19 protein-coding genes and 2 pseudogenes are annotated in these 17,672 nt (G+C 68.2%); 15 read left to right on the top strand and 6 right to left on the bottom strand.

Annotated elements, in window-relative coordinates:
- The first annotated feature begins 7 nt into the window (after nt 1–7).
- The 4 genes and pseudogenes from OG799_RS06730 to OG799_RS06715 all read left to right on the top strand — a co-directional run bounded on the left by OG799_RS06730 (nt 8) and on the right by OG799_RS06715 (nt 2,783).
- A complete protein-coding gene (locus OG799_RS06730) occupies nt 8–211 on the top strand; it encodes a tyrosine-type recombinase/integrase (RefSeq protein ID WP_406044126.1) in 204 nt (67 codons plus the stop codon).
- Nucleotides 212–350: 139 nt separating this feature from the next.
- Nucleotides 351–1,544: pseudogene (locus OG799_RS06725) on the top strand (transposase); the annotation flags it as partial.
- Between the two features lie 24 nt (nt 1,545–1,568).
- Nucleotides 1,569–2,033 (top strand): transposase, encoded by a 465-nt coding sequence (locus OG799_RS06720; RefSeq protein WP_406046224.1) that lies wholly within the window; start codon nt 1,569–1,571, stop codon nt 2,031–2,033.
- Between the two features lie 222 nt (nt 2,034–2,255).
- Nucleotides 2,256–2,783: a GNAT family N-acetyltransferase gene (locus OG799_RS06715; protein ID WP_406044124.1), complete on the top strand. Its 528-nt coding sequence runs from the start codon at nt 2,256–2,258 to the stop codon at nt 2,781–2,783.
- A 159-nt stretch (nt 2,784–2,942) separates the two neighbouring features.
- On the opposite strand, the gene OG799_RS06710 is transcribed toward OG799_RS06715, so the two are convergent.
- Nucleotides 2,943–3,617, bottom strand: a complete 675-nt coding sequence (locus OG799_RS06710) for a cytidylate kinase family protein (protein WP_406044122.1) — start codon at nt 3,615–3,617, stop codon at nt 2,943–2,945.
- Nucleotides 3,618–3,845: 228 nt separating this feature from the next.
- On the opposite strand from OG799_RS06710, the gene OG799_RS06705 reads away from it, so the two are divergent.
- From OG799_RS06705 to OG799_RS06675, 7 genes are all read left to right on the top strand, one after another.
- Nucleotides 3,846–4,316 (top strand): UPF0158 family protein, encoded by a 471-nt coding sequence (locus OG799_RS06705; protein WP_406044120.1) that lies wholly within the window; start codon nt 3,846–3,848, stop codon nt 4,314–4,316.
- 315 nt (nt 4,317–4,631) lie between these two features.
- Nucleotides 4,632–5,342, top strand: coding sequence for a DinB family protein (locus OG799_RS06700; RefSeq protein ID WP_203956338.1), 711 nt, complete (start codon nt 4,632–4,634; stop codon nt 5,340–5,342).
- Between the two features lie 147 nt (nt 5,343–5,489).
- Nucleotides 5,490–5,861, top strand: coding sequence for a barstar family protein (locus tag OG799_RS06695; RefSeq protein ID WP_406044117.1), 372 nt, complete (start codon nt 5,490–5,492; stop codon nt 5,859–5,861).
- 267 nt (nt 5,862–6,128) lie between these two features.
- The gene (locus tag OG799_RS06690; RefSeq protein ID WP_406044115.1) at nt 6,129–6,587 is read left to right on the top strand and encodes a hypothetical protein; all 459 of its coding nucleotides are present in this window, start codon (nt 6,129–6,131) and stop codon (nt 6,585–6,587) included.
- A gap of 227 nt (nt 6,588–6,814) precedes the next feature.
- Nucleotides 6,815–7,330 (top strand): SMI1/KNR4 family protein, encoded by a 516-nt coding sequence (locus OG799_RS06685; RefSeq protein WP_406044113.1) that lies wholly within the window; start codon nt 6,815–6,817, stop codon nt 7,328–7,330.
- A gap of 104 nt (nt 7,331–7,434) precedes the next feature.
- Nucleotides 7,435–8,013 carry a suppressor of fused domain protein gene (locus tag OG799_RS06680; RefSeq protein ID WP_406044110.1) on the top strand — a complete coding sequence of 193 codons (579 nt, stop codon included), beginning with the start codon at nt 7,435–7,437 and terminating at the stop codon, nt 8,011–8,013.
- A 254-nt stretch (nt 8,014–8,267) separates the two neighbouring features.
- Nucleotides 8,268–8,513 (top strand): hypothetical protein, encoded by a 246-nt coding sequence (locus OG799_RS06675; RefSeq protein ID WP_406044108.1) that lies wholly within the window; start codon nt 8,268–8,270, stop codon nt 8,511–8,513.
- A 48-nt stretch (nt 8,514–8,561) separates the two neighbouring features.
- Here OG799_RS06675 and OG799_RS06670 read toward each other — a convergent pair whose 3' ends face one another.
- The 3 genes and pseudogenes from OG799_RS06670 to OG799_RS06660 form a co-directional block, all read right to left on the bottom strand.
- Nucleotides 8,562–9,764, bottom strand: coding sequence for an MFS transporter (locus tag OG799_RS06670; protein ID WP_406044106.1), 1,203 nt, complete (start codon nt 9,762–9,764; stop codon nt 8,562–8,564).
- A gap of 320 nt (nt 9,765–10,084) precedes the next feature.
- Nucleotides 10,085–10,417: pseudogene (locus OG799_RS06665) on the bottom strand (tetratricopeptide repeat protein); the annotation flags it as partial.
- 12 nt (nt 10,418–10,429) lie between these two features.
- Entirely contained in the window at nt 10,430–10,597 is a 168-nt protein-coding gene (locus OG799_RS06660) for a hypothetical protein (protein ID WP_406044104.1), read from the bottom strand.
- Nucleotides 10,598–10,604: 7 nt separating this feature from the next.
- Between OG799_RS06660 and OG799_RS06655 the strand changes: the two genes are divergently transcribed.
- Both OG799_RS06655 and OG799_RS06650 read left to right on the top strand, forming a co-directional pair.
- On the top strand, nt 10,605–10,898 hold the full coding sequence (locus tag OG799_RS06655) for a hypothetical protein (RefSeq protein ID WP_406046527.1): 294 nt from the start codon (nt 10,605–10,607) through the stop codon (nt 10,896–10,898).
- Nucleotide 10,899: 1 nt separating this feature from the next.
- The gene (locus OG799_RS06650) at nt 10,900–11,796 is read left to right on the top strand and encodes a DUF5937 family protein (protein WP_406046223.1); all 897 of its coding nucleotides are present in this window, start codon (nt 10,900–10,902) and stop codon (nt 11,794–11,796) included.
- A 228-nt stretch (nt 11,797–12,024) separates the two neighbouring features.
- On the opposite strand, the gene OG799_RS06645 is transcribed toward OG799_RS06650, so the two are convergent.
- Nucleotides 12,025–12,429 carry a nitroreductase family deazaflavin-dependent oxidoreductase gene (locus OG799_RS06645; protein ID WP_406044102.1) on the bottom strand — a complete coding sequence of 135 codons (405 nt, stop codon included), beginning with the start codon at nt 12,427–12,429 and terminating at the stop codon, nt 12,025–12,027.
- 185 nt (nt 12,430–12,614) lie between these two features.
- Here OG799_RS06645 and OG799_RS06640 point away from each other — a divergent pair, with 185 nt between their 5' ends.
- Complete coding sequence (locus OG799_RS06640) at nt 12,615–13,094, top strand: hypothetical protein (protein WP_406044100.1); 480 nt, start codon at nt 12,615–12,617, stop codon at nt 13,092–13,094.
- A gap of 823 nt (nt 13,095–13,917) precedes the next feature.
- Here the strand turns inward: OG799_RS06640 and OG799_RS06635 are convergent.
- Nucleotides 13,918–15,162, bottom strand: coding sequence for an ISAs1 family transposase (locus OG799_RS06635; RefSeq protein WP_406037500.1), 1,245 nt, complete (start codon nt 15,160–15,162; stop codon nt 13,918–13,920).
- 719 nt (nt 15,163–15,881) lie between these two features.
- On the opposite strand from OG799_RS06635, the gene OG799_RS06630 reads away from it, so the two are divergent.
- The gene (locus tag OG799_RS06630) at nt 15,882–17,666 is read left to right on the top strand and encodes a carbohydrate-binding module family 20 domain-containing protein (protein WP_406044098.1); all 1,785 of its coding nucleotides are present in this window, start codon (nt 15,882–15,884) and stop codon (nt 17,664–17,666) included.
- Nucleotides 17,667–17,672 lie beyond the last annotated feature (6 nt).

Here is a 17,672-nt window from a genome sequence, read left to right as displayed (position 1 = left end):
GTAGTGGGTGACCAGTAGCAAGCAGCGTCCGCACATGCTGCGCCACACGTTCGTCACGACCATGCTCGACGCCGGCGTCAGCCTGCGCGACGTGCAGATCGCCGCCCGCCACGCCGACCCGCGAACCACCATGCGCTACGACCGGGCACGCAAGAACCTCGACCGGCACCCCAACTACATCCTGGCCGCGTACATGGCCTCCGGGACATAGCCAACCGCTCGCGGCTTTGCAGATGTGAGTGCGTCGACTCACTCTTCGGATTGAGCTTGATGTTGATGCCGTGCTAGGAACGCGCTGAATTATGGCGTGGCTTCTGTACCTGTTTGTATTGATGTGAGATAATCTTTGCGTGCAGGGTGTGGAGCGTGCTGACCGGGAGTTGCTGGACGCGGCGGCCCTGGTGGGGCATCTGGTGCCGGCGGGCAGTACGTATGCGTTCCTGGCCGAGCATCGGGGTCGGGTGTTCCCGGACGAGTTGTTCGCGGATCTGTTCCCGTCGGCCAAGGGCCGCCCGTCGATCCCGGCGCCGGTGGCGGCGTCGATCCTGACGTTGCAGACGCTGTTGGACTACTCGGATGCGGAGACCGCCGAGGCCGCCCGGTGTGACCTGCGGTGGAAGGTGGCCTGCGGGTTGGCGTTGGACGACAAGGGGTTCCACCCCTCGACGTTGACGTACTGGCGGCGCCGGCTGGCCCGTTCGGATCGCCCACACCGGATCACTGACGCGGTCCGGCAGGTGGTCGAGGCGACCGGGGTGCTGCGGGGACGGCGTCGCCGGGCGGTGGATTCCACGATCCTGGCCGACGCGGTGGCTACCCAGGACACCATCACCCAGTTGATCAGCCAGATCCGCCGGGTGGCCCGGGTGGTGCCCGGCGCCGCGGAGCAGGTCGCGGCGGCGTGTACCGGGCATGACTACACCCGGCCGGGTAAGCCGGACATCGACTGGGACGACCCGACGGCCAAGGACGCCCTCGTTTCGGCGCTGGTCAACGACGCCACCGCCCTGCTCGGCGCGCTGGCCGGGGCGACGCTGGACGAGCCGGCCGCGCAGGCCCTCGCGCTGCTGGCGTTGGTGGCCGGCCAAGACGTGGAACCGGCCGAGGGCTCCGACGGCACCGACGGGCGGTGGCGCATCGCCCGTAAGGTGGCCGAGGACCGGATCGTCTCCACCGTGGACCCCGGGGCCCGGCACACCCGCAAATCGCCTGAGGCTCGCCGCGACGGCTACCGCGCCCACGTGGCCGCCGACCCGGATACCGGCATCGTCACCGACGAGCAGTTGACCAAAGCCGCCGGTAGCGACAACTCCGATCCGGCCGTGGCGGCCCGGTTCCTCGCCAACGACCTCGCCACCAGCGACGGCGACGGCGACGGCGACGGCGACGGCGACGGCGGACCCAACACCACCAGTGCAGTCGGCACCCACACCGCCAGCGGCGCGGAGCACAGTGACGCCGAGGACGTGCCCGGCCGGGAATGGTACGGCGATTCCGCCTACGGCACCGGGGACCTACGCGATGCCCTCGGCCAGGCCGGCCACACCGCGATCATCAAACCCAAGCCGGTGCAGTCCCCGGTCGCCGGCGGGTTCACCATCGACGACTTCGCCGTGGACGAGGACGGCCAGACGGTCACCTGCCCGGCCGGGCACACCCGGCCGATCAGCCCGACCACCCGCACCGCCGCCTTCGGCGCGCTGTGCCGTACCTGCCCGCTGCGGGACCGGTGCACCAAATCCAAGACCGGCCGCAAGATCGTGCTGCACGAACACGACGCCCTGCTGCGCCAAGCCCGCCGGGACTGGACAACCGACCCGACCCTGCGGGAGCGGTACCGCCGGCACCGGCCCAACATCGAACGGGTCATCGCGCAGGTCGCCAGCCGCGGCGGACGCCGGCTGAAACTGCGCTACCGCGGCGTGGAACCCAACAACGCCTGGCTCAAACGACGCACCGCAGCGCTCAACCTCCGCAACCTGATCAACCGCGGCCTGCACTACACCAACGGATGGGCCCTGACCACCTGCTGAACCGGCTAACACCAGAGCCGAAAGACACCAGCACGACCTCATCCACCAGTCCACCAACGCCCAGACCCCCGACAACGTCACCACCTCGACCCGACCGCTTTCCAGCCGCTGGCAACCCGACCAAGCATCCACGCAGGGCATACCCCGAGGAACACCGAAATTCAGCACGTTCCTAGGAAGGGGCGGTTCGGAACCTGATCATGTAACGACGAGGGGCTGGCCGTGAACGCGTTAGGCGAGCTGGTGAGACTGCGGGCGATGGAGCCGTCGGACGCCGAGTCGCTGTGGCAGTGGAACCACGACTCGGACGTCATGCGCTGGATGAACGAGGGCTATCCCCAGACACCGGCTCGGGTGCGCAAGTGGCTGGACGAGCGGCCCCGCAACGACTACGGCGACCTGCTCTTCGGTGTCGAGGTCCTCAGCGACGCGACGCTGATCGGGCTGGTCCAACTGCATGGCGCCAAGCCAGAGACGGGAATCGCCGTGTTGGACATCTACCTCGGCGAAAAGGAGTACTGGGGCAAGGGCTTCGCCACCGACGCGGTGCGGACAGCGTGCCGGTACGGGTTCGAGAAGATGCGGCTTCACAAGATCACGCTGACCGTCGTCGCCGACAACCAAGCCGCCCATCACGTCTATCAGAAGGTGGGCTTCGTCGAGGAAGGCCGGCTACGCGAGACCTTCCGCCTCGGCGGCCGGTGGCACGACACGTACACGATGGGCCTACTGGAAGGCGAGCTACGGTGACGCCGTCGACGCATCGCCCGTCTACCTAAGTCCGCATCGGAAGAAGCCTACGGCCAAGTTGCCAGGACACAAAGCACGGATCTGCCGCGGACCGCGGGTCACGGAGCGCAGCCGGCCGTCCAAGGGCGGCGGCGCACGGACGTGCCGAATTGAGTGCGGTCAGTGTGTTTGGGTCGCCCAGACCGGCTGCTGGGGCTCGTCGTTGTGCACGATGATGTCGACGTGATTGGTCGGGCGGATCGTAGCGAAGTAGAACTGTTGGGAGGGGATGTAACGCTCGCGCCAGCGCCGTTCGACTTCGGCCCGAGATGACACCCGGCGCTCTCGGATCACGGCACGATCCACGGTCTTCTCGAGCGCGGTCGACACGAAGATGCGCAGGTCCCACCGATCAATCAGTTCCGGGCGCATGAGGAAGACGCCGTCGAAGACCAGTACGGCGTCGGCGGGAGCAGTCGTGACCGGGGGGGACAGCGCGGTATCCGCGGTGCGGTCGTAGACCGCGTGTTGGAAGCGTCGATCTCCGCCCGGGCCGAGCGGATCGAGCAGAACTCGGTTCAGCGCGTCGTAGTCGTGGGTGTCGAGGTAGCAGCCTTCGGGAGAGTACTCGCCGCGCGGATAGCGCTGTGCCCGGGGGAAGAGGAAATCGTCGATCGTCGCGCGGATGACGTTGCGGCCCTGTGTGCGCAAGACGAGGGCCAGCTCGTCGGCGAGCGTGGTCTTGCCGGCGGCGGGCGGTCCGTCGATGGCAACCCGCGCCGGGCGTGCGACTGTGACGGACCCGACTGCCTCAGCCAGGCGGCCGAGCAGCTCGTCGCGGGTGCCTTGATCCATGTCCGGCCCCGTCCTAGTCTCGCGAAGGCCGCCGGTCGAGCCGACCTTACGCGCGCCAGCCTTCTCCCGCCCGCCACCCCGAGTGAGTGAGATTGCCGTATGCGGAAGTGGCTGCGGTCACGGCGCAAACAGACTGTCATGCTAGCGCTGCTCGCTCGGTCTAGCGTGACCGGTCATGCCGCTGGTCACGGGTCGAAGCGCGGGCAGGAGCGGGTTTATGGTGGCCCGATGCTTGACCTGGGCAGGCTAGACCTGGAGGAGATCGCCACCGCGCTCGAGGACCAGACCGACTACGAGCACCGATGGCTGATCAACCCGCAGACCGGCGAGATCGTGTTCTGGACGACGGACGGCGGCATCGACGGGCACACGCCCATCGACCTTGACGACCTCGACCTGGTCGGTATTGATCCGCTGCCGTCCTACGTCTGGTACCAGGACATGGCCGACTTTGCCGAGAGGATCAGTGACGCGGCGGCCGGCCGCAGACTCGCCCGAGCGATCCAGGGCAAGGGCGCCTTCCGCCGGTTCAAGAACGAGTTGCACGAGGAGTATCCGCACCTACTGCCAGCGTGGTACGCCTTCCGAGACGTGCGCGCACAGCGGCGGGCTGTTGAATGGCTGGTCGACAACGCGCTGGTCAACGACGAAACGGGCGAGCGTTTCGTGGCCGAGCACCCAGATCCCGACCTTCCCTGAGCTGGCGCCCGCGCCGCGCGACTTCCTGCACCACGAACGAACACATCTGCCGCATCCGGGCGCTGACCTTCGTCGGTGAGCAACCGGATCTGCCGAATTGAGGACGTTCAGCGAGTGCCTGCTTATGGCACGCCCGCGTGCGCATCCGGACATCGACGATCGCTCGCGTGTACCTAGCCGAACGTTGACCTCGTCTCGTATGGTGCGAGGTCGCCGGCTCGGCGTGTTTCCGCTGGCAGCCTCCAGGCCCGGCTACAGCACCCTCTACCCGCGGTAACTGCGCGGTTGTCGGTACGCCGGTGGATACTGCCCGGCATGGCGAGCTTCAAGGACCAGGACCTGACTGATGCCGAGTTCCGCGAGTGTGACTTGACCCGCGCTCGTCTGATCGGTGTGGTAATGCAGGACGCTGTGATCGACGGGCTGGTCACCAATCTGGTGGTCAACGGAGTCGAGGTGACGTCGTATGTCGAAGCCGAGCTTGACCGCCGGTATCCGGTGCGGCTGCTGCTCCGCTCAGCCGATCCGGCGGACCTGCTGCAGGCTGTCCGGCAGCTGCGGGCCGGCTGGGCGGAGACGATCGAGCGGCTGCGAGCGATGCCCAGGGGTTCGGAGCAGCAGCGCGTCGGCGGCGAATGGTCGGCGGTAGAGACCCAGCGCCATCTGGTGTTCGTGCACGACTCGTGGTTCCGCCGCTGCTGTCTGGGATCGACCGAGCCGTTCACCGCGATCGGGCTGGCGTCCGAGTTCGTCCCTGACCAGGAGGAGCAGGGCCTGGACCGAGCGGCGGCCCCCAGTCTCGACGAGGTGCTGGCCGCGCGAGACGTGCAAGGCGCTGAGCTAGAGCGTTGGCTGTCGACGGTGACGGCCGATCAGCTCTCGGCGCCCGCGCCAGTGCCGGCGGGCCCGGGTTGGCCGCCGTATGCCAGGGGAAAGTCGGTGCTGGAGTGCGTTCAGGTGGTACTGAACGAGGAGTGGGCGCACCACGGTTTCTGCGTTCGTGACCTCGATCTACTCGGATCATGACTCTCGCCAAGAGGTTGCGTGTGACTAGCAAGGATTCACTCTCATGCCGCTGACCGTGCTGCATCGCTTGACCATGCGCCGAGCGTGAGGTAGGGGCTGTTAGCTTGCCTCGCGGTCGGGGGACGGCGACACTTGCCGCGTGACGACGTGTACGCGATCGACGGGAGGCGGGTGCAGACGCTTGAGGACTTCTGGAGAGTGATCGGCGAAGCCGTGAACGGTCCGGGCGGGTACTTCGGCCGGAACCTCGACGCGCTCCACGACTGTCTGCACGGAGGGATGGGTGCCCCCGAGCACGATGACTACATCTTCGAGTGGCGCTACCACGAGGTTTCCAGGCGCAATCTTGGATATACCGAGACGGCAAGACAGCTGAAAATCCGGTTCGATCACTGCCATCCGTCGAATCGGCCCTTGGTCAAGGCTGATCTCAGGGCCGCGAAGGCTGGAACCGGGCCGACCGTCTTCGACTGGCTCACTGGCATCCTCGACCAGCACGGCAAACTTCGTTTGGCATAGCGCTACCGCGGCTCAGGCTCGGGGCAGGCGTCCTCGACTCGCCTGTTTGAGGTTCCCCCGGGTCTGGACACCGTCCCCTCCTGGCCGACGACGCCGGGGCTTGTTGACCGAGTCGAAAGCATCCGGTCATGCCGCCGGTCAGGCGTCGCGTCGTCCTGTCGAACCCGATGAGCGGATGCCGACGGACTGGCCGTCTACATGACACCGGAGTTCGCTCTGCACCGGCTGGCCGACAACGGTGCCGTTGGCTGGTCGTATCCTCGCCGGGTGACGGACGAGGAGACTGCGGAGAATGTCATCGATCGCCTGCTCCTGGCGTTGGCGGCGCAACTCGACACGTCGCGGGATCCGGCCCTGGCGGCTGGTGCGGTCGAGGCGCTCGCCGATTTGAGCAGAGCCGAGGCCGATCTGATCTTCGGCCAGGCGGGCGTTCTGGTTCACTACGGCGCGGACACCGAACCGCTGGAGACTCTCATCCACTTGATCTCGGCCGTCCGACGCGGTGAGGCTTCGGGAAATGCCGCGGTCAGGCCGGGTGATGAAGTGCGACTCGTGGGTGAATTGCCAGAGAGTCTTGCCGGGTATGACGAGACGTGGCTCCGCGAGACCGTATTCGTCGTCCGCTACGCCGGTAGGGACGCGACGGTCGACGTGCAGTCGGACCTGACCGAGGATTACGTGATCGCGACGGTGCCGGCCGCCGGCGTGGAGCCCTTGCGGAGGTAGGGCAGCCCGCAGCACCGCCGCATCCGCTCAGGTACGGCTGTCGTCTATACGTCCGGTGGGTACGTCGGCGACAACCATGATGGCGGACACGTCGACGACGGTGACGCTTGCCCGCCCACGCATCCGCTCGGTGCCGCTGACCGCGCTGGTCGCAACTCCGGTAATGCGTCGCTACTCGAGGGTCAGTCCCATCCGACGCCGTATGAAGGCCCTCATAGACTTTCTTGGTGCAGGACGAGGACCGTACGCTGCCGCCCGCGCTGGCCGCAGCCCACGCTGAAGGCTTCTCCGCCGACCATGACGGTCACGACTTCGAGCCGTACGACGAGTTCATGTGGTCCGTCGAAACGCTTGAGTGGTGGCAATCCTGGACCGGCAACCCGACCGCCGGCACCGCACCGTTCCGAGTCTTCGGGCAAGACGGGTCTGGCGGTCTGGCCGCCTTCTGGATCCGCGTGCCTGACGCCCCGATCGAGACCCAGCCCATCGTGTTCCTTGGCTCCGAGGGCGAGCTGAACGTGATCGCCAGCAACCTCGGCGACTACCTGTGGCTGCTAGCCAATGGCGTCGGCCCCCTCGAGACCGTCGACGGCATCCACCGCACGACCACGCCCATCCCCACGCTTGCCGCGATCGCACAGCGCTACACCGGCGACACGCACCGGCCCACCGCGCCGGTGATCGACGCAGCCCAAGCCGAGCTCTGCGCGCTAACAACGCTGGTCGACACGACCGCGCGGTAGTTGCTGGCCGTACCCCGTTCACGGGCTCTGTGTCCTAGGGCGGGGCCAACACATGGTGGCAGGGGGCGAGCTTTCGTCGTGGCTTGATCGGAGATGATCACCGAGTGGCTGGGTTGATTGAACACTTGGAGTCGTTCCTCGGGCTCATCGCGGGTGGTAGCCGAGGCGACGATACGACGCCGGAGGGCGTTCAGGTGGCGTGGTTTGGCCCCGACGTCCCGTTCGGCGGCGTGACGACCCTGGTGACCGTCGGGCTGTCGCGGCGTCATCTCAACCTGCCGAGTGACGGGGCCTTGCACCAAGAGTTGGTGATGCACGTTCCAACCGATGACTATCCGGCTTGGGCGGCCGGGCTGTTGTTTCAGGTGGCCGGTGAGATGGTGCGCCGCGGGGCCGGCTTGTCGCATGGGCAGCTGATTGGTCCGCGCGGGCCTCTCTTCCCGGACGGCCAGACCACAGCCATCGTGGCGATCGGCCCGAGATATTTGCCGCAGTCCTTTGCCGTCTGTCACACCGAACCCGCGCCGGTGGTCTTCACGTGGTTGGTTCCGATCACCACGGGTGAAGCTGAGGTAATCCAGACGTTCGGGTGGGGGACGCTGGAGCAGGCATTCGCGGCTCAGGATCCTGACCTGGCTGACCCCGGTCGGGCAGAAGTGGCGCTGGATGGGTTGGGCTCGTAGGCCTCAGCGGGCGGGTGATCGGGTATCCGGATCTGCCGCGAAGCGCTCGTCACCGAGGGTGATGTCGACGCCGTTCGTCCGCGTCCGGACGTGCCTCTGACAGTGCATCGCGGATAAGCGGCCGACATCGGATCGTGTGCGACCATCACGTCTTGCGTGAGACGTCATGCCGATGAGGATGTCGCGGTTCCAGAGCTGGTTATGGATCGATGGGAAGGATCGAAGCCACCTGGCAGCTCCGTCGACGAAGCCCGGTGAGCACGAGCAGCGCCGCCGCGAGGTTGAACGGCGCCAGCCGCACCGCCGGCACCGACGGCGGACTGCGTGAACAGGATCAGATGGACGGAGATCACCACGAGGTAGCCCAGGCCGAAGACCACTCCCGTTTGGTCGAAGGCGTGCGGCACCCCACCGCCGCCACGAGAAACCCGGCCATCCCCGCGAAAAGCAGCAGCTTCTGCGAATGCGGCACGCCGGGGTGCTGCAACCCCGAACGCTGAGCCTGGCAGCCGGTAGCCGGCGGCGGCCGTTACATCCGTGGATCGCGCCTACGCCGCGGCTTTCGGCGCGGGATCGGACGCGGCGGCCAGCGCCGGCTCGCGCCTCGGCGTTGCGACCCGACCGGAACGCCAGGCGAGCACGCCGGCCCCGACGGCCGCGACCGCGCACAACGGCCAGAGCGCTGCGGGGGCGACGCTGTAGACGAAGGCGCCGACGGGTGGGGCGAGCATGCTGCCACTGGTCGCAGCGCCGGTGTAGAGCCCCTGGTACTGGCCGACCAGGTGCGGCGGGGCGGCGTCCAGCACATGCGCGGTGGCGGTCGTCTTGTAGAGGATCTCCCCCACCGTGAGCACGACCATCGCGGCGACGGCGAGCCAGCTGGCGGTGCCGAGGCCGAACAGCCCGAAGCCGAGCCCGACCAGGGCGTACCCGGCACCGATGATGCCCAGCGCCGGCAGCCTGCGCAGCGCCATCGTCGCCGGGATCTCCAGGATGAGGATCATGCCGGAGCCCAGAGCGATGAGCGCCGCGTAGAGGCCGATGGGCTGACCGTGGTCGCGCAGGTAGACCGGCAGGGTCGAGTAGAGCTGCCGGTAGACGATGTCCACGACCACGATCGCCGGCAGCAGGACCAGCAGGGCGCGGTCCGCGCGTACGCTGCGCCACAGGCCGTGGGCCTGGACTCCGCCCGGGGCCGGCGGCGGCTCGGTGGGCAGCAGCCACGCGGTCGCCGCCCTCACCAGCAGGGTGACGGCGCCGTCGATGACGAAGAGCCAGGTGAAGTCGTACGCCGAGAGCAGCGCGCCGAGCGGTGGCCCGATCACGCAGCCGGCGTTGAAGGCGGCCCGGGTGACCGCCACCGAGCGCCGGCGGTCGCCGGCGGGCACGGCGAGGGCAACCAGCGCGCCCTGCGACACTCCGGAGGTCGCGCCGGCGTAGCCCAGCAGCGGCATGCCCACCGCGAGGACCGCGGTCGGCAGCCACGGGATGGCCAGGGTGCTCAGCCCGACGAAGGCCGACGAGACCAGCAGGACCCGGCGGTGACCGAAGTGGTCGCCGAACCAGCCGCTGGTGAAGTTGCCGACCAGCATGCCCGCACCCAACCCACCGCTGATCAGCCCCGCAAAGCCGATCGGCAGGTCACGGGGGCCCGTGAGATACAGAAACAGGTAGAAGTACATGAACGTGCCAGCGGCGTTGACGAAACGACCGGCGGCGAGGGTCCAGACGATGCGGGGGATGTCACGCACACGTACTCCTTCTCAGCCTCGGCAAGAGACACACTGTAGGCGGACCGGATCACGAAGCCCCGGGAGCCGGCTGGTTGCCGGGAGATGGAGGATCGAGGGCGAACTGGCTGGGGCACCTGTAGGCCGAAGGGGGCTTGCTCACTGGCATCGCCCGGCAAATAGTCATGACCCGACAGGCGACGACGGCATGAGTCGGCAGGCTGCACCGACGCGGGCTCGCCCCTGCGCAGCCAAGACCAAGCACAATGTCATGGCCGCGAGGCGCGCCGTCATGCCGAGATGAGGATGTGTACGCCCAGTCAGCTGCCGTATCCGTGCCGCTACGCCGGGTCCCCCTCGACGAGCAGCCGGGCATAATTTCCCATCGACCGCTGGTAACGCGCCAGGTGCGGGGCGAGTGCGCCCAGCGCCAGCGCGACGGCCTCCCGCTCGCGCCCGACGTCGACCAGCGCCAGAGCCAGGAACCCCACGACCGCGTCGTCGAGCTCGTCGCTACCGGCGTCCCGTTCGGCCGTCAGGAGCGCCACGCTCTCCCCGGCGCGACCGAGGTTGCGCAGCGAGCTGGACATCTGGATGATCGTCCGGCGCCGCCGCAGCCCGGTGAGCCCAGCCTGCAGTGCCTGCCGGTAGAGCGGGACAGCCAGATCGGAGTGCCCGGTCGAGTCCTACGCGCAGGCGTGCTCGAACAGGCCGACCGCGCTGTCGGCCGGTAGTTCAGCGGCGAGCTCACCGATCCGACTGATGAAGTCGTCCTTGGCGAAGCTGTCCATCGTCGCCCACGCCTCGGCGACCCGCCGCTCCCAGTCGACGCTGATCTCGCTCTGGCTGGTCACGTCATGCATGGTGATCTCCCTCGTTGCGGGCGGCCGGTCGGCTCGCGCCCGCCCATCCTGGGAAGTCGCTAGACTCGACACCACTGATTCGGTCACAACCGAATCTCTCAGACTCTGCGGGGAGGAGCCAGCCATCGCGGCAACCCTCCGATTCAGCACCGCCGACCTGCTGCGCTGCCGGTTCGCAATCTCGCCGGCCTTCGAGACGCTGTCGGCGATCCGGCTCACCCTGCCGGCGGAGTCCCCCGGGCAGCACCGGCGCTGGCTGGACGCGGTCGCCGGCCAGGTCGCCGGAATCTGACCTGCGGCCGATCACCCTGCTGCAGCCCCGACGCGGCTACACCCCGGACTTCCTGGCCCCGCCCCCAGCCGGGCCGCTCGCAACCTTCGAGGACGATCTGGCCCGGATCGCAGACACCCCGCCCAGCCAGGTCGCCGCCGAGACCGCCCGATCCCTGCACGACACCCCGGGTGCGGCCGACAGCGAGATCGGCCGATACCTGCTCGGCGATCCCGTCGAGGTCCGCGCGACGCTGACCGGCCTGATCCGTACCGCGTGGCACCAGCTCGTCGAACCCAGCTGGCCCCGCGTGCGTGCCCTGCTCGACGCCGACGTGGGCTTTCAGACCAGGCGGCTCGCGGGTGGCCTCGACCGGCTCTTCGCGGAACTGCATCCCACCCTGCGCTGGCACGACAACACCCTCATCCGCGAGTACGGCGACGACGACCACCGCGACCTCGCCGGTGCGGGACTCGTCCTGATGCCCAGCGCGTTCAAGTGGGACCAGGTGGTCGTCGTGATGGACGAGCCGTGGCAGCCCACCGTGATCTATCCCGCCCGCGGATCCGGCACGCTCTGGCAGCAGCTCAGCGGCACGCCCGACGCCGCACTGGGTCGCCTGATCGGGCGGACCCGGGCCGCGCTGCTGATCGGGCTGACCGAACCCGCGACGACGACGACGCTCGCCCACCGGCACGCTCTCGCCCCGGCCACCGTCTCGGAACGCCTGACGGTGCTGCGCGACGCCGGGTTCATCATCGGCGAACGCCACCGGCACGAGATCCGCTACCGGCGTTCGGCGCTGGGCACCGCCGCGGTCGACCGGCGGTCTCGAGCAACCACATCTGCCGCGCTCCGCGCGGTTGCAGCTAGACGGTTGGGCCCGGCTGGGCCGTTTTCGGGAGCCCGCTCATCATGAGCGGGCTCCCCGGAGCCTGGCCCGGCTCGAACGGTGCTGCCACCCCTGGGTTCAGTGACGCGCGGTACCGGCACCGCACGTTGGGCAGGCCGGCCTCCGAGCTTAGTGCGTCCAAGCCCAAGGCAGGGGTATCCGCACATGCCGCTGGTCGAGCGTTGGAGGCTCAGGTAGTAGCGCACGTCCGAACCTAGCCGCATTGCGGACGTGCAAACCGTCGGGCAGCATGCGTTAGCGCCTTTGCAGTACAACCACGGGGATCTGGCGGGTGGTCTTCCGCGCGTACCCGTCGTAGCCCTTGTACATGTCGGCCATCTGCTGCCACAGGCGCTCGCGGTCCTCGCCGGCTGTTTCGACGGCGGTGACCAGGTACGTCTGCCGGCCGATCTGGATGGAGGCGTCCGGCTGCGAGCGCAGATTGAGCCACCAGGCGGGGTGCCTGGCGCTGCCGCCGTTGGACGCGATGATCACCCATCGGTCGCCGTCGGTCTGGTACATCAACGGCACCGTCCACGACCGCCCCGACTTGCGCCCGGTCGTGGTCAGCAACAGCACCGGTGCGCCGAACATCTTGCCGCCGAGCTTCCCGCCGCTGCGCCGGTACAGCCACACGGCCGTACGCAGAAACCCTCGCATGAGCGCTCTACCGAATCCGCCAGACCGTTTCGCCATGGTCACTATCTACCAGACCAGGGGGTCGGTGGATAGCCGGCTTAGGTCGCCAGATGCGCGCTCATGCCGCGGTCCGGGGCGCTGGGTAAGGCCCGCGGAGGCCAATATTGCGTTGCTCTCACCGTGGTGTGGCCAGTCAGACTCGGTCCGTGCCGACGCCGCCGCCTGTCCGCAAAATCCGGTTCGATGTCCGTCCGTGGGGCGACCACCCGAAGCCGGCACGTGAACTCTTGCCCTACGTCGACAACGTCAGCTTCGTGGATCTGGTCCGCGGCTATGAGCAGGCCGCCGGCTATGACGTGCCCGGCGCGTATGCCGGGATCGTGCTCGACCACTTCAACTTCGGCGACCTTAGCTCCTACCTCACCGGAGCACCGCAATCCTCGTACTGGGCGAAACGAGGGGTGATCGCTCTCCTCGGCTGCGACTGCGGCGAGGTTGGCTGCTGGCCGTTGGAAGCCCGAGTGCTCGTCGGCGACGGCCTGGTCACGTGGCGCGGCTTTGCTCAGCCCTTCCGCCCCGACCGCGACTATGGAACCTTCGGCCCCTTCGTGTTCCAACGCAGCCAGTACGAGCGGGCGATCCGCGAGGCCACCGTCATCGCGTCGATGTTCGACGAACCCCGATAGATCCCGCATCCTTGACGCCCCAGGGCTTGACCAACGGTCAGTGCGCGCATCTGCCGCCGAGGGCGCTCGGACGCGAGCGGTCCAGCCCACGGCCCGCAGTGCCTTGCCTGCTCGATCTCTCGCCGAGGTGCTCCGTCGTCGAGTAAGGCGGCGTCTCAAGTGGTGGCCTTGGCCCATCGGCGGTCCGGCGCGGTTGGCTGCACGGTCCCTTCGGCAGACTTCAGCTGAGCTGTTCGGCCCGACATCCTGCCGCAGCTTCGGCTCGAACGCACTCTCTTGCCGCAGACAAAGCGCGCCTGGTGCTCCGGATCTCATCACCATGCGTGGGCGGAAGGCTCGATCGGCGGCGAGGACGGTGAAGCTGAGGCGGAACATAGGGGTGGGCCGCGTCGTGTCACCGGAGGTAACCCGACGGCCCGGCGTACGGGGGTGCCCCCTCGCGCTGGCCGCATCCGTTTGCAGCGGCCAGATGGGAAAAGCGGCGGCCTCGGCCGCACCGATTGCCCGCATGTGCAGGTGACTCGTCATGGCTCTCTGGGTGGCACCCTGTGTGCGGCGAGGGTGCAGTGCAGGACCGGCACGAGCGCCAGCGCGGGCACCAGGCGGATCGGGTCGGGGCGGCTGGCGCACTGTGGGGTTATGGGTCGTGTCCGAGGATCGACACGAACCGATTCCCAACATAGGTTGCGCCTTCTCGGCGTCATCGCGCGCGGCTGATTGCCAGCCTAGCTGGACGGGATGAGGTCGCTCTGGCCGCACCGGACTCGACGATGACGGTGTCGACGCCGGCGCCGCCGGACCCGTGGGCACGGTCGTTTCAAGATCATGTGGTGAGTTGGAGGATGGTGAAGGGTCGGTGCATGTCGCGGCTGGCCCAGCGGGTGGCTTCGGTGATGTCGTGGCGTCCGGCCAGGCGTATTGCTCCGATGGCGAGGTTGCGGAGGGTGGCCATGATGCGGGGGCCGGAGCGGGTTCGGGTGGTGGAGGCGTCTTCGGCGTAGAGGGTGTCGCGCAGCCAGTGCAATGACTCGACGCCCCAGTGGCTTTGGGTGTAGCCGGCCAGGTCGGCGGGGCTGGCGACGGTGGCGGGTAGGTTGGTGACGCCGAGCGCGGCGGCGGCGCTGGGGTGCTCTCCGGCCAGGTCGGTGACGTAGCGTTCGACGAGGTAGACCTGTGCGGCGTGGGGGAACGGCAGGTCGGGTGGCGCGGGAAGCACCCGGATCGTGCGTCGGGTGATCCGGGCGTGGCCGATGTCGGTGTGGCAGTACGTGATCGGGGTCTGCGACCAGGGCAGGGCGTTGACCGCGGTGTAGAGGGCTTGGCGGTTCTCCTTGACGGGCAACACGTAAAAGCCGTCGCGGGCGTGGATGTGCGCCGCGGTCGCCTTGACGGTGTGTAACGCATCGGCGGTGACCACCGCATCGCGTAGATCCCGGATCCGGTCCAGAACCTCGGTGGCGTGCGGCACCTCGTTGGACTTGGTGTCGATCTGGGTCTGCGCGGCGACGACCGTGACGTCGCCGGGCCGGCCGGCCAACGCCGCGAGGAGGTGAACCTGGGTGCCGTCGGCGTCGGTGGCGCCGCGGACCACCTTGCCGTCGAGGCGTACCTGCATCAACCCCGACGGGCCACTACCGTCGGGCTCACCGGCGGCGTCGGGTGCGGTATCCGGGCGCTCATCGGCCATTCGGGTCATCAGCCAGGTCCCCACCACCTGGTCGAATGTCTGCGCGTCCGTGTCGGTGACGACCCGCCAGATCGTCGCCTTCGACGGCGGGAACCTGACCGTGGGCTTGCCACCGCCGCGTTCGTACAGGCGCCGCCGCAGCGCCTCGGGCACGTCGGCGACCCAGCCGGCGATCGCGGTGTAGCCACGCATCCCGGCCACGACCGCTCCCGCGGCCAACGCCAGGACCACCGCGACCGGGTGATCCCGGCCCTGCTCCGAGCGCCCGTCCGACACCGCGGCGAACAGTTCGAGCAGTCCAACCCGCCCCGCCGTCGCGGGAAGGCAAACCTCGGACGCTAGGGCCGGCGCCTCGACGACCCTGATGGCAGACTGGTCCACAACGAAGCTCCGGGGTGACGTGGATCTGTGAGAGGACCCCATGTCATACCGGAGCTTCGCCCCTATCGACTGAGCGACACACCGCCGACGAGCAGACCGCGGCAGACATCACCGTCCACACGCGACCCGTCCCGAGCAGCTCACCGACCCCACCAGCCCAAGATCAATGATCTTGAAACGCCCGTGGACCCGTGGGCGTCGCACAGCCGGAACTCGGCTTCCCGCGGCACGCTGTCCACGTACCCGTTGAGAGGCCGTCGATGACCACGACCTGATACCCGGCGGCGACCAGCCGGTGCGTGGCGACAGCCCCAACGTAGGCCGGCTCCTCGGGTGACGAGCAGCTTCTTTGACTCTGCCTGTTGTCGTCGGCCATGCGAGATCGGCACGCCGGGCAACCAGATTGATAACGATCATGGTGCCTGCCCGGTTCGATCCAGCCGACCTCAGCGCCGATCCAGCCGTCGGCGAGTCGACACCAGGGCGATGTGGCAACTTCTTGCCACCTCTGCAACAACTTTCTGCTGCTCGGCTGGCCTTCAGCTCTTCCCGGACGACGGGATCTACCGACCCGCCGTTCGCCAGCCCGTTCACTTTGATGTGTATAGATGGTAGCTTCCTGGAAACATTGCAAGGTCTTGCATTGATCAACCGTCGGCGGGTGGGCCCACCCTGCCGGCTTCCTCGCACCACCCCCGTCCCGCGAGGAGGTCTTCGCAATGAACCCCCGATTGCGCTCCCTGCTGCTCGCCGCCGCCCTGGCCGTCGGTCTCGTCTTCGGCTTCGCGCCGAGCCTCACCACCGCGCCGCGGGCCGAGGCGGCCGTCAGCCTCACCCCGGGCGCCAAGGATGTGATCGTCCACCTGTTCCAGTGGCCGTGGTCGTCAGTCGCCAGTGAATGCACCAACGTCCTGGGCCCCAAGGGCTTCGGTGGGGTGCAGGTGTCCCCACCCCAGGAACACGTCGTCCTGCCCGGCCAGAACTTCCCGTGGTGGCAGGACTACCAGCCGGTCAGCTATCAGCTGGTGTCGCGGCGCGGCAACGGCGCCAGCTTCGCCAGCATGGTGCAGGCCTGCCACAACGCGGGCGTGAAGGTGTACGTCGACGCGGTGGTCAACCACATGGCCGGCGGTGCCTCCACCGGCCCGGGCAGCGCCGGCTCGACCTACACCCACTACAGCTACCCGGCCGTGCCCTACGGCAACGACGACTTCCACCACTGCGGCCGCAACGGCAACGACGACATCCGCAGCTGGACCGACCGGTGGGAGGTACAGAACTGCGAACTGCTGGACCTGGCCGACCTGAAGACCGAGTCGGCGTACGTGCGCGGCAAGCTCACCGGCTACCTCAACGATCTCCGCTCGCTCGGTGTCGACGGGTTCCGCGTGGACGCCGCCAAGCACATGCCCGTCGGAGACCTGCAGGCAATCCTGGGCGGCGTCAGTGGCAGCCCGTACGTCTACCACGAGGTCATCGAGGGTGGGCCGGGCGAGATCAGCCCGACCGAGTACACCGGCATCGGCGACGTCACCGAGTTCCGCTACGGCGACGTGGTGGGCAACGCATTCCGCGACGGCAACCTGGCCAACCTCAACAACCTGGCCAACTCCATGCTGCTCGCCTCCGGCAACGCGGTCGCATTCATCGACAACCACGACACCCAGCGCAACGGCCGCGCGCGCCTGACCTACCAGGACGGCTCCACCTACGCGCTGGCCGAGGCGTTCATGCTGGCCTGGCCCTACGGCGTGCCGCAGGTCATGTCCAGCTTCGCCTTCACCAACAGCGACCAGGGCCCGCCGGCTGACAGCGGCGGCGCCACCACGGCGGTCAGCTGCGGCAACGGCTGGGTCTGCGAGCACCGCTGGCGGACCACCGCGAACATGGTCGGCTTCCGCAACACCGTGGCCGGCACGGGCGTGAGCAACTGGTGGAGCAACGGCTCGAACCAGATCGCGTTCGGCCGCAACGGCAAGGGGTACGTCGTCTTCAACCGCGACGGCGGCCCGCTGAGCCGGTCCTTCCAGACGAGCCTGCCCGCCGGGACGTACTGCGACGTCGCCAACGGTGACGTCAACGGCACCACCTGCACCGGCGCGGCGTACACCGTTGACGCCTCCGGTCAGTTCACCGCGACCGTGCCGGCGGGGGCCATGCTGGCGCTGCACATCGGCGCGCAGGTCTCCGGCGGCGCTGGTGGCTGCACCACCGTGACTGCCACGTTCGCCGTCGACGCCCAGACGGTCTGGGGCGAGAACATCTTCGTCGTCGGCAACCGCCCAGAGCTGGGCAACTGGAACACCAACAACGGTGTCGCCCTGTCGGCGGCCACGTACCCGATCTGGCGGGGCTCCGTCGCGCTCCCACACGACGTCACGTTCGAATACAAGTACATCAAGAAAAACGAGTCCGGGTACGTGATCTGGGAGAGCGGCACGAACCGCATCGCTTCCACCACCGGCTCCTGCACGGTGACCTTCAACGACGTGTGGCGCAGCTGAGGAGCC

This window comes from Micromonospora sp. NBC_00898, from assembly GCF_045207895.1.
Classification (GTDB): Bacteria; Actinomycetota; Actinomycetes; order Mycobacteriales; family Micromonosporaceae; genus Micromonospora.
The sequence above is the reverse complement of the archived record's forward strand: the minus strand, read 5'-3'. Positions and strand labels throughout refer to the sequence as shown.

Excerpts from the sequence above, each read along its gene's own strand:
- OG799_RS06700 (WP_203956338.1), top strand. The coding sequence starts at position 4,632 with ATGGCGAGCTTCAAGGACCAGGACCTGACTGATGCCGAGTTCCGCGAG.
- OG799_RS06710 (WP_406044122.1), bottom strand. The coding sequence starts at position 3,617 with ATGGATCAAGGCACCCGCGACGAGCTGCTCGGCCGCCTGGCTGAGGCA.
- OG799_RS06655 (WP_406046527.1), top strand. The coding sequence starts at position 10,605 with ATGGTGATCTCCCTCGTTGCGGGCGGCCGGTCGGCTCGCGCCCGCCCA.
- OG799_RS06630 (WP_406044098.1), top strand. The coding sequence starts at position 15,882 with ATGAACCCCCGATTGCGCTCCCTGCTGCTCGCCGCCGCCCTGGCCGTC.
- OG799_RS06705 (WP_406044120.1), top strand. The coding sequence starts at position 3,846 with ATGCTTGACCTGGGCAGGCTAGACCTGGAGGAGATCGCCACCGCGCTC.
- OG799_RS06645 (WP_406044102.1), bottom strand. The coding sequence starts at position 12,429 with ATGCGAGGGTTTCTGCGTACGGCCGTGTGGCTGTACCGGCGCAGCGGC.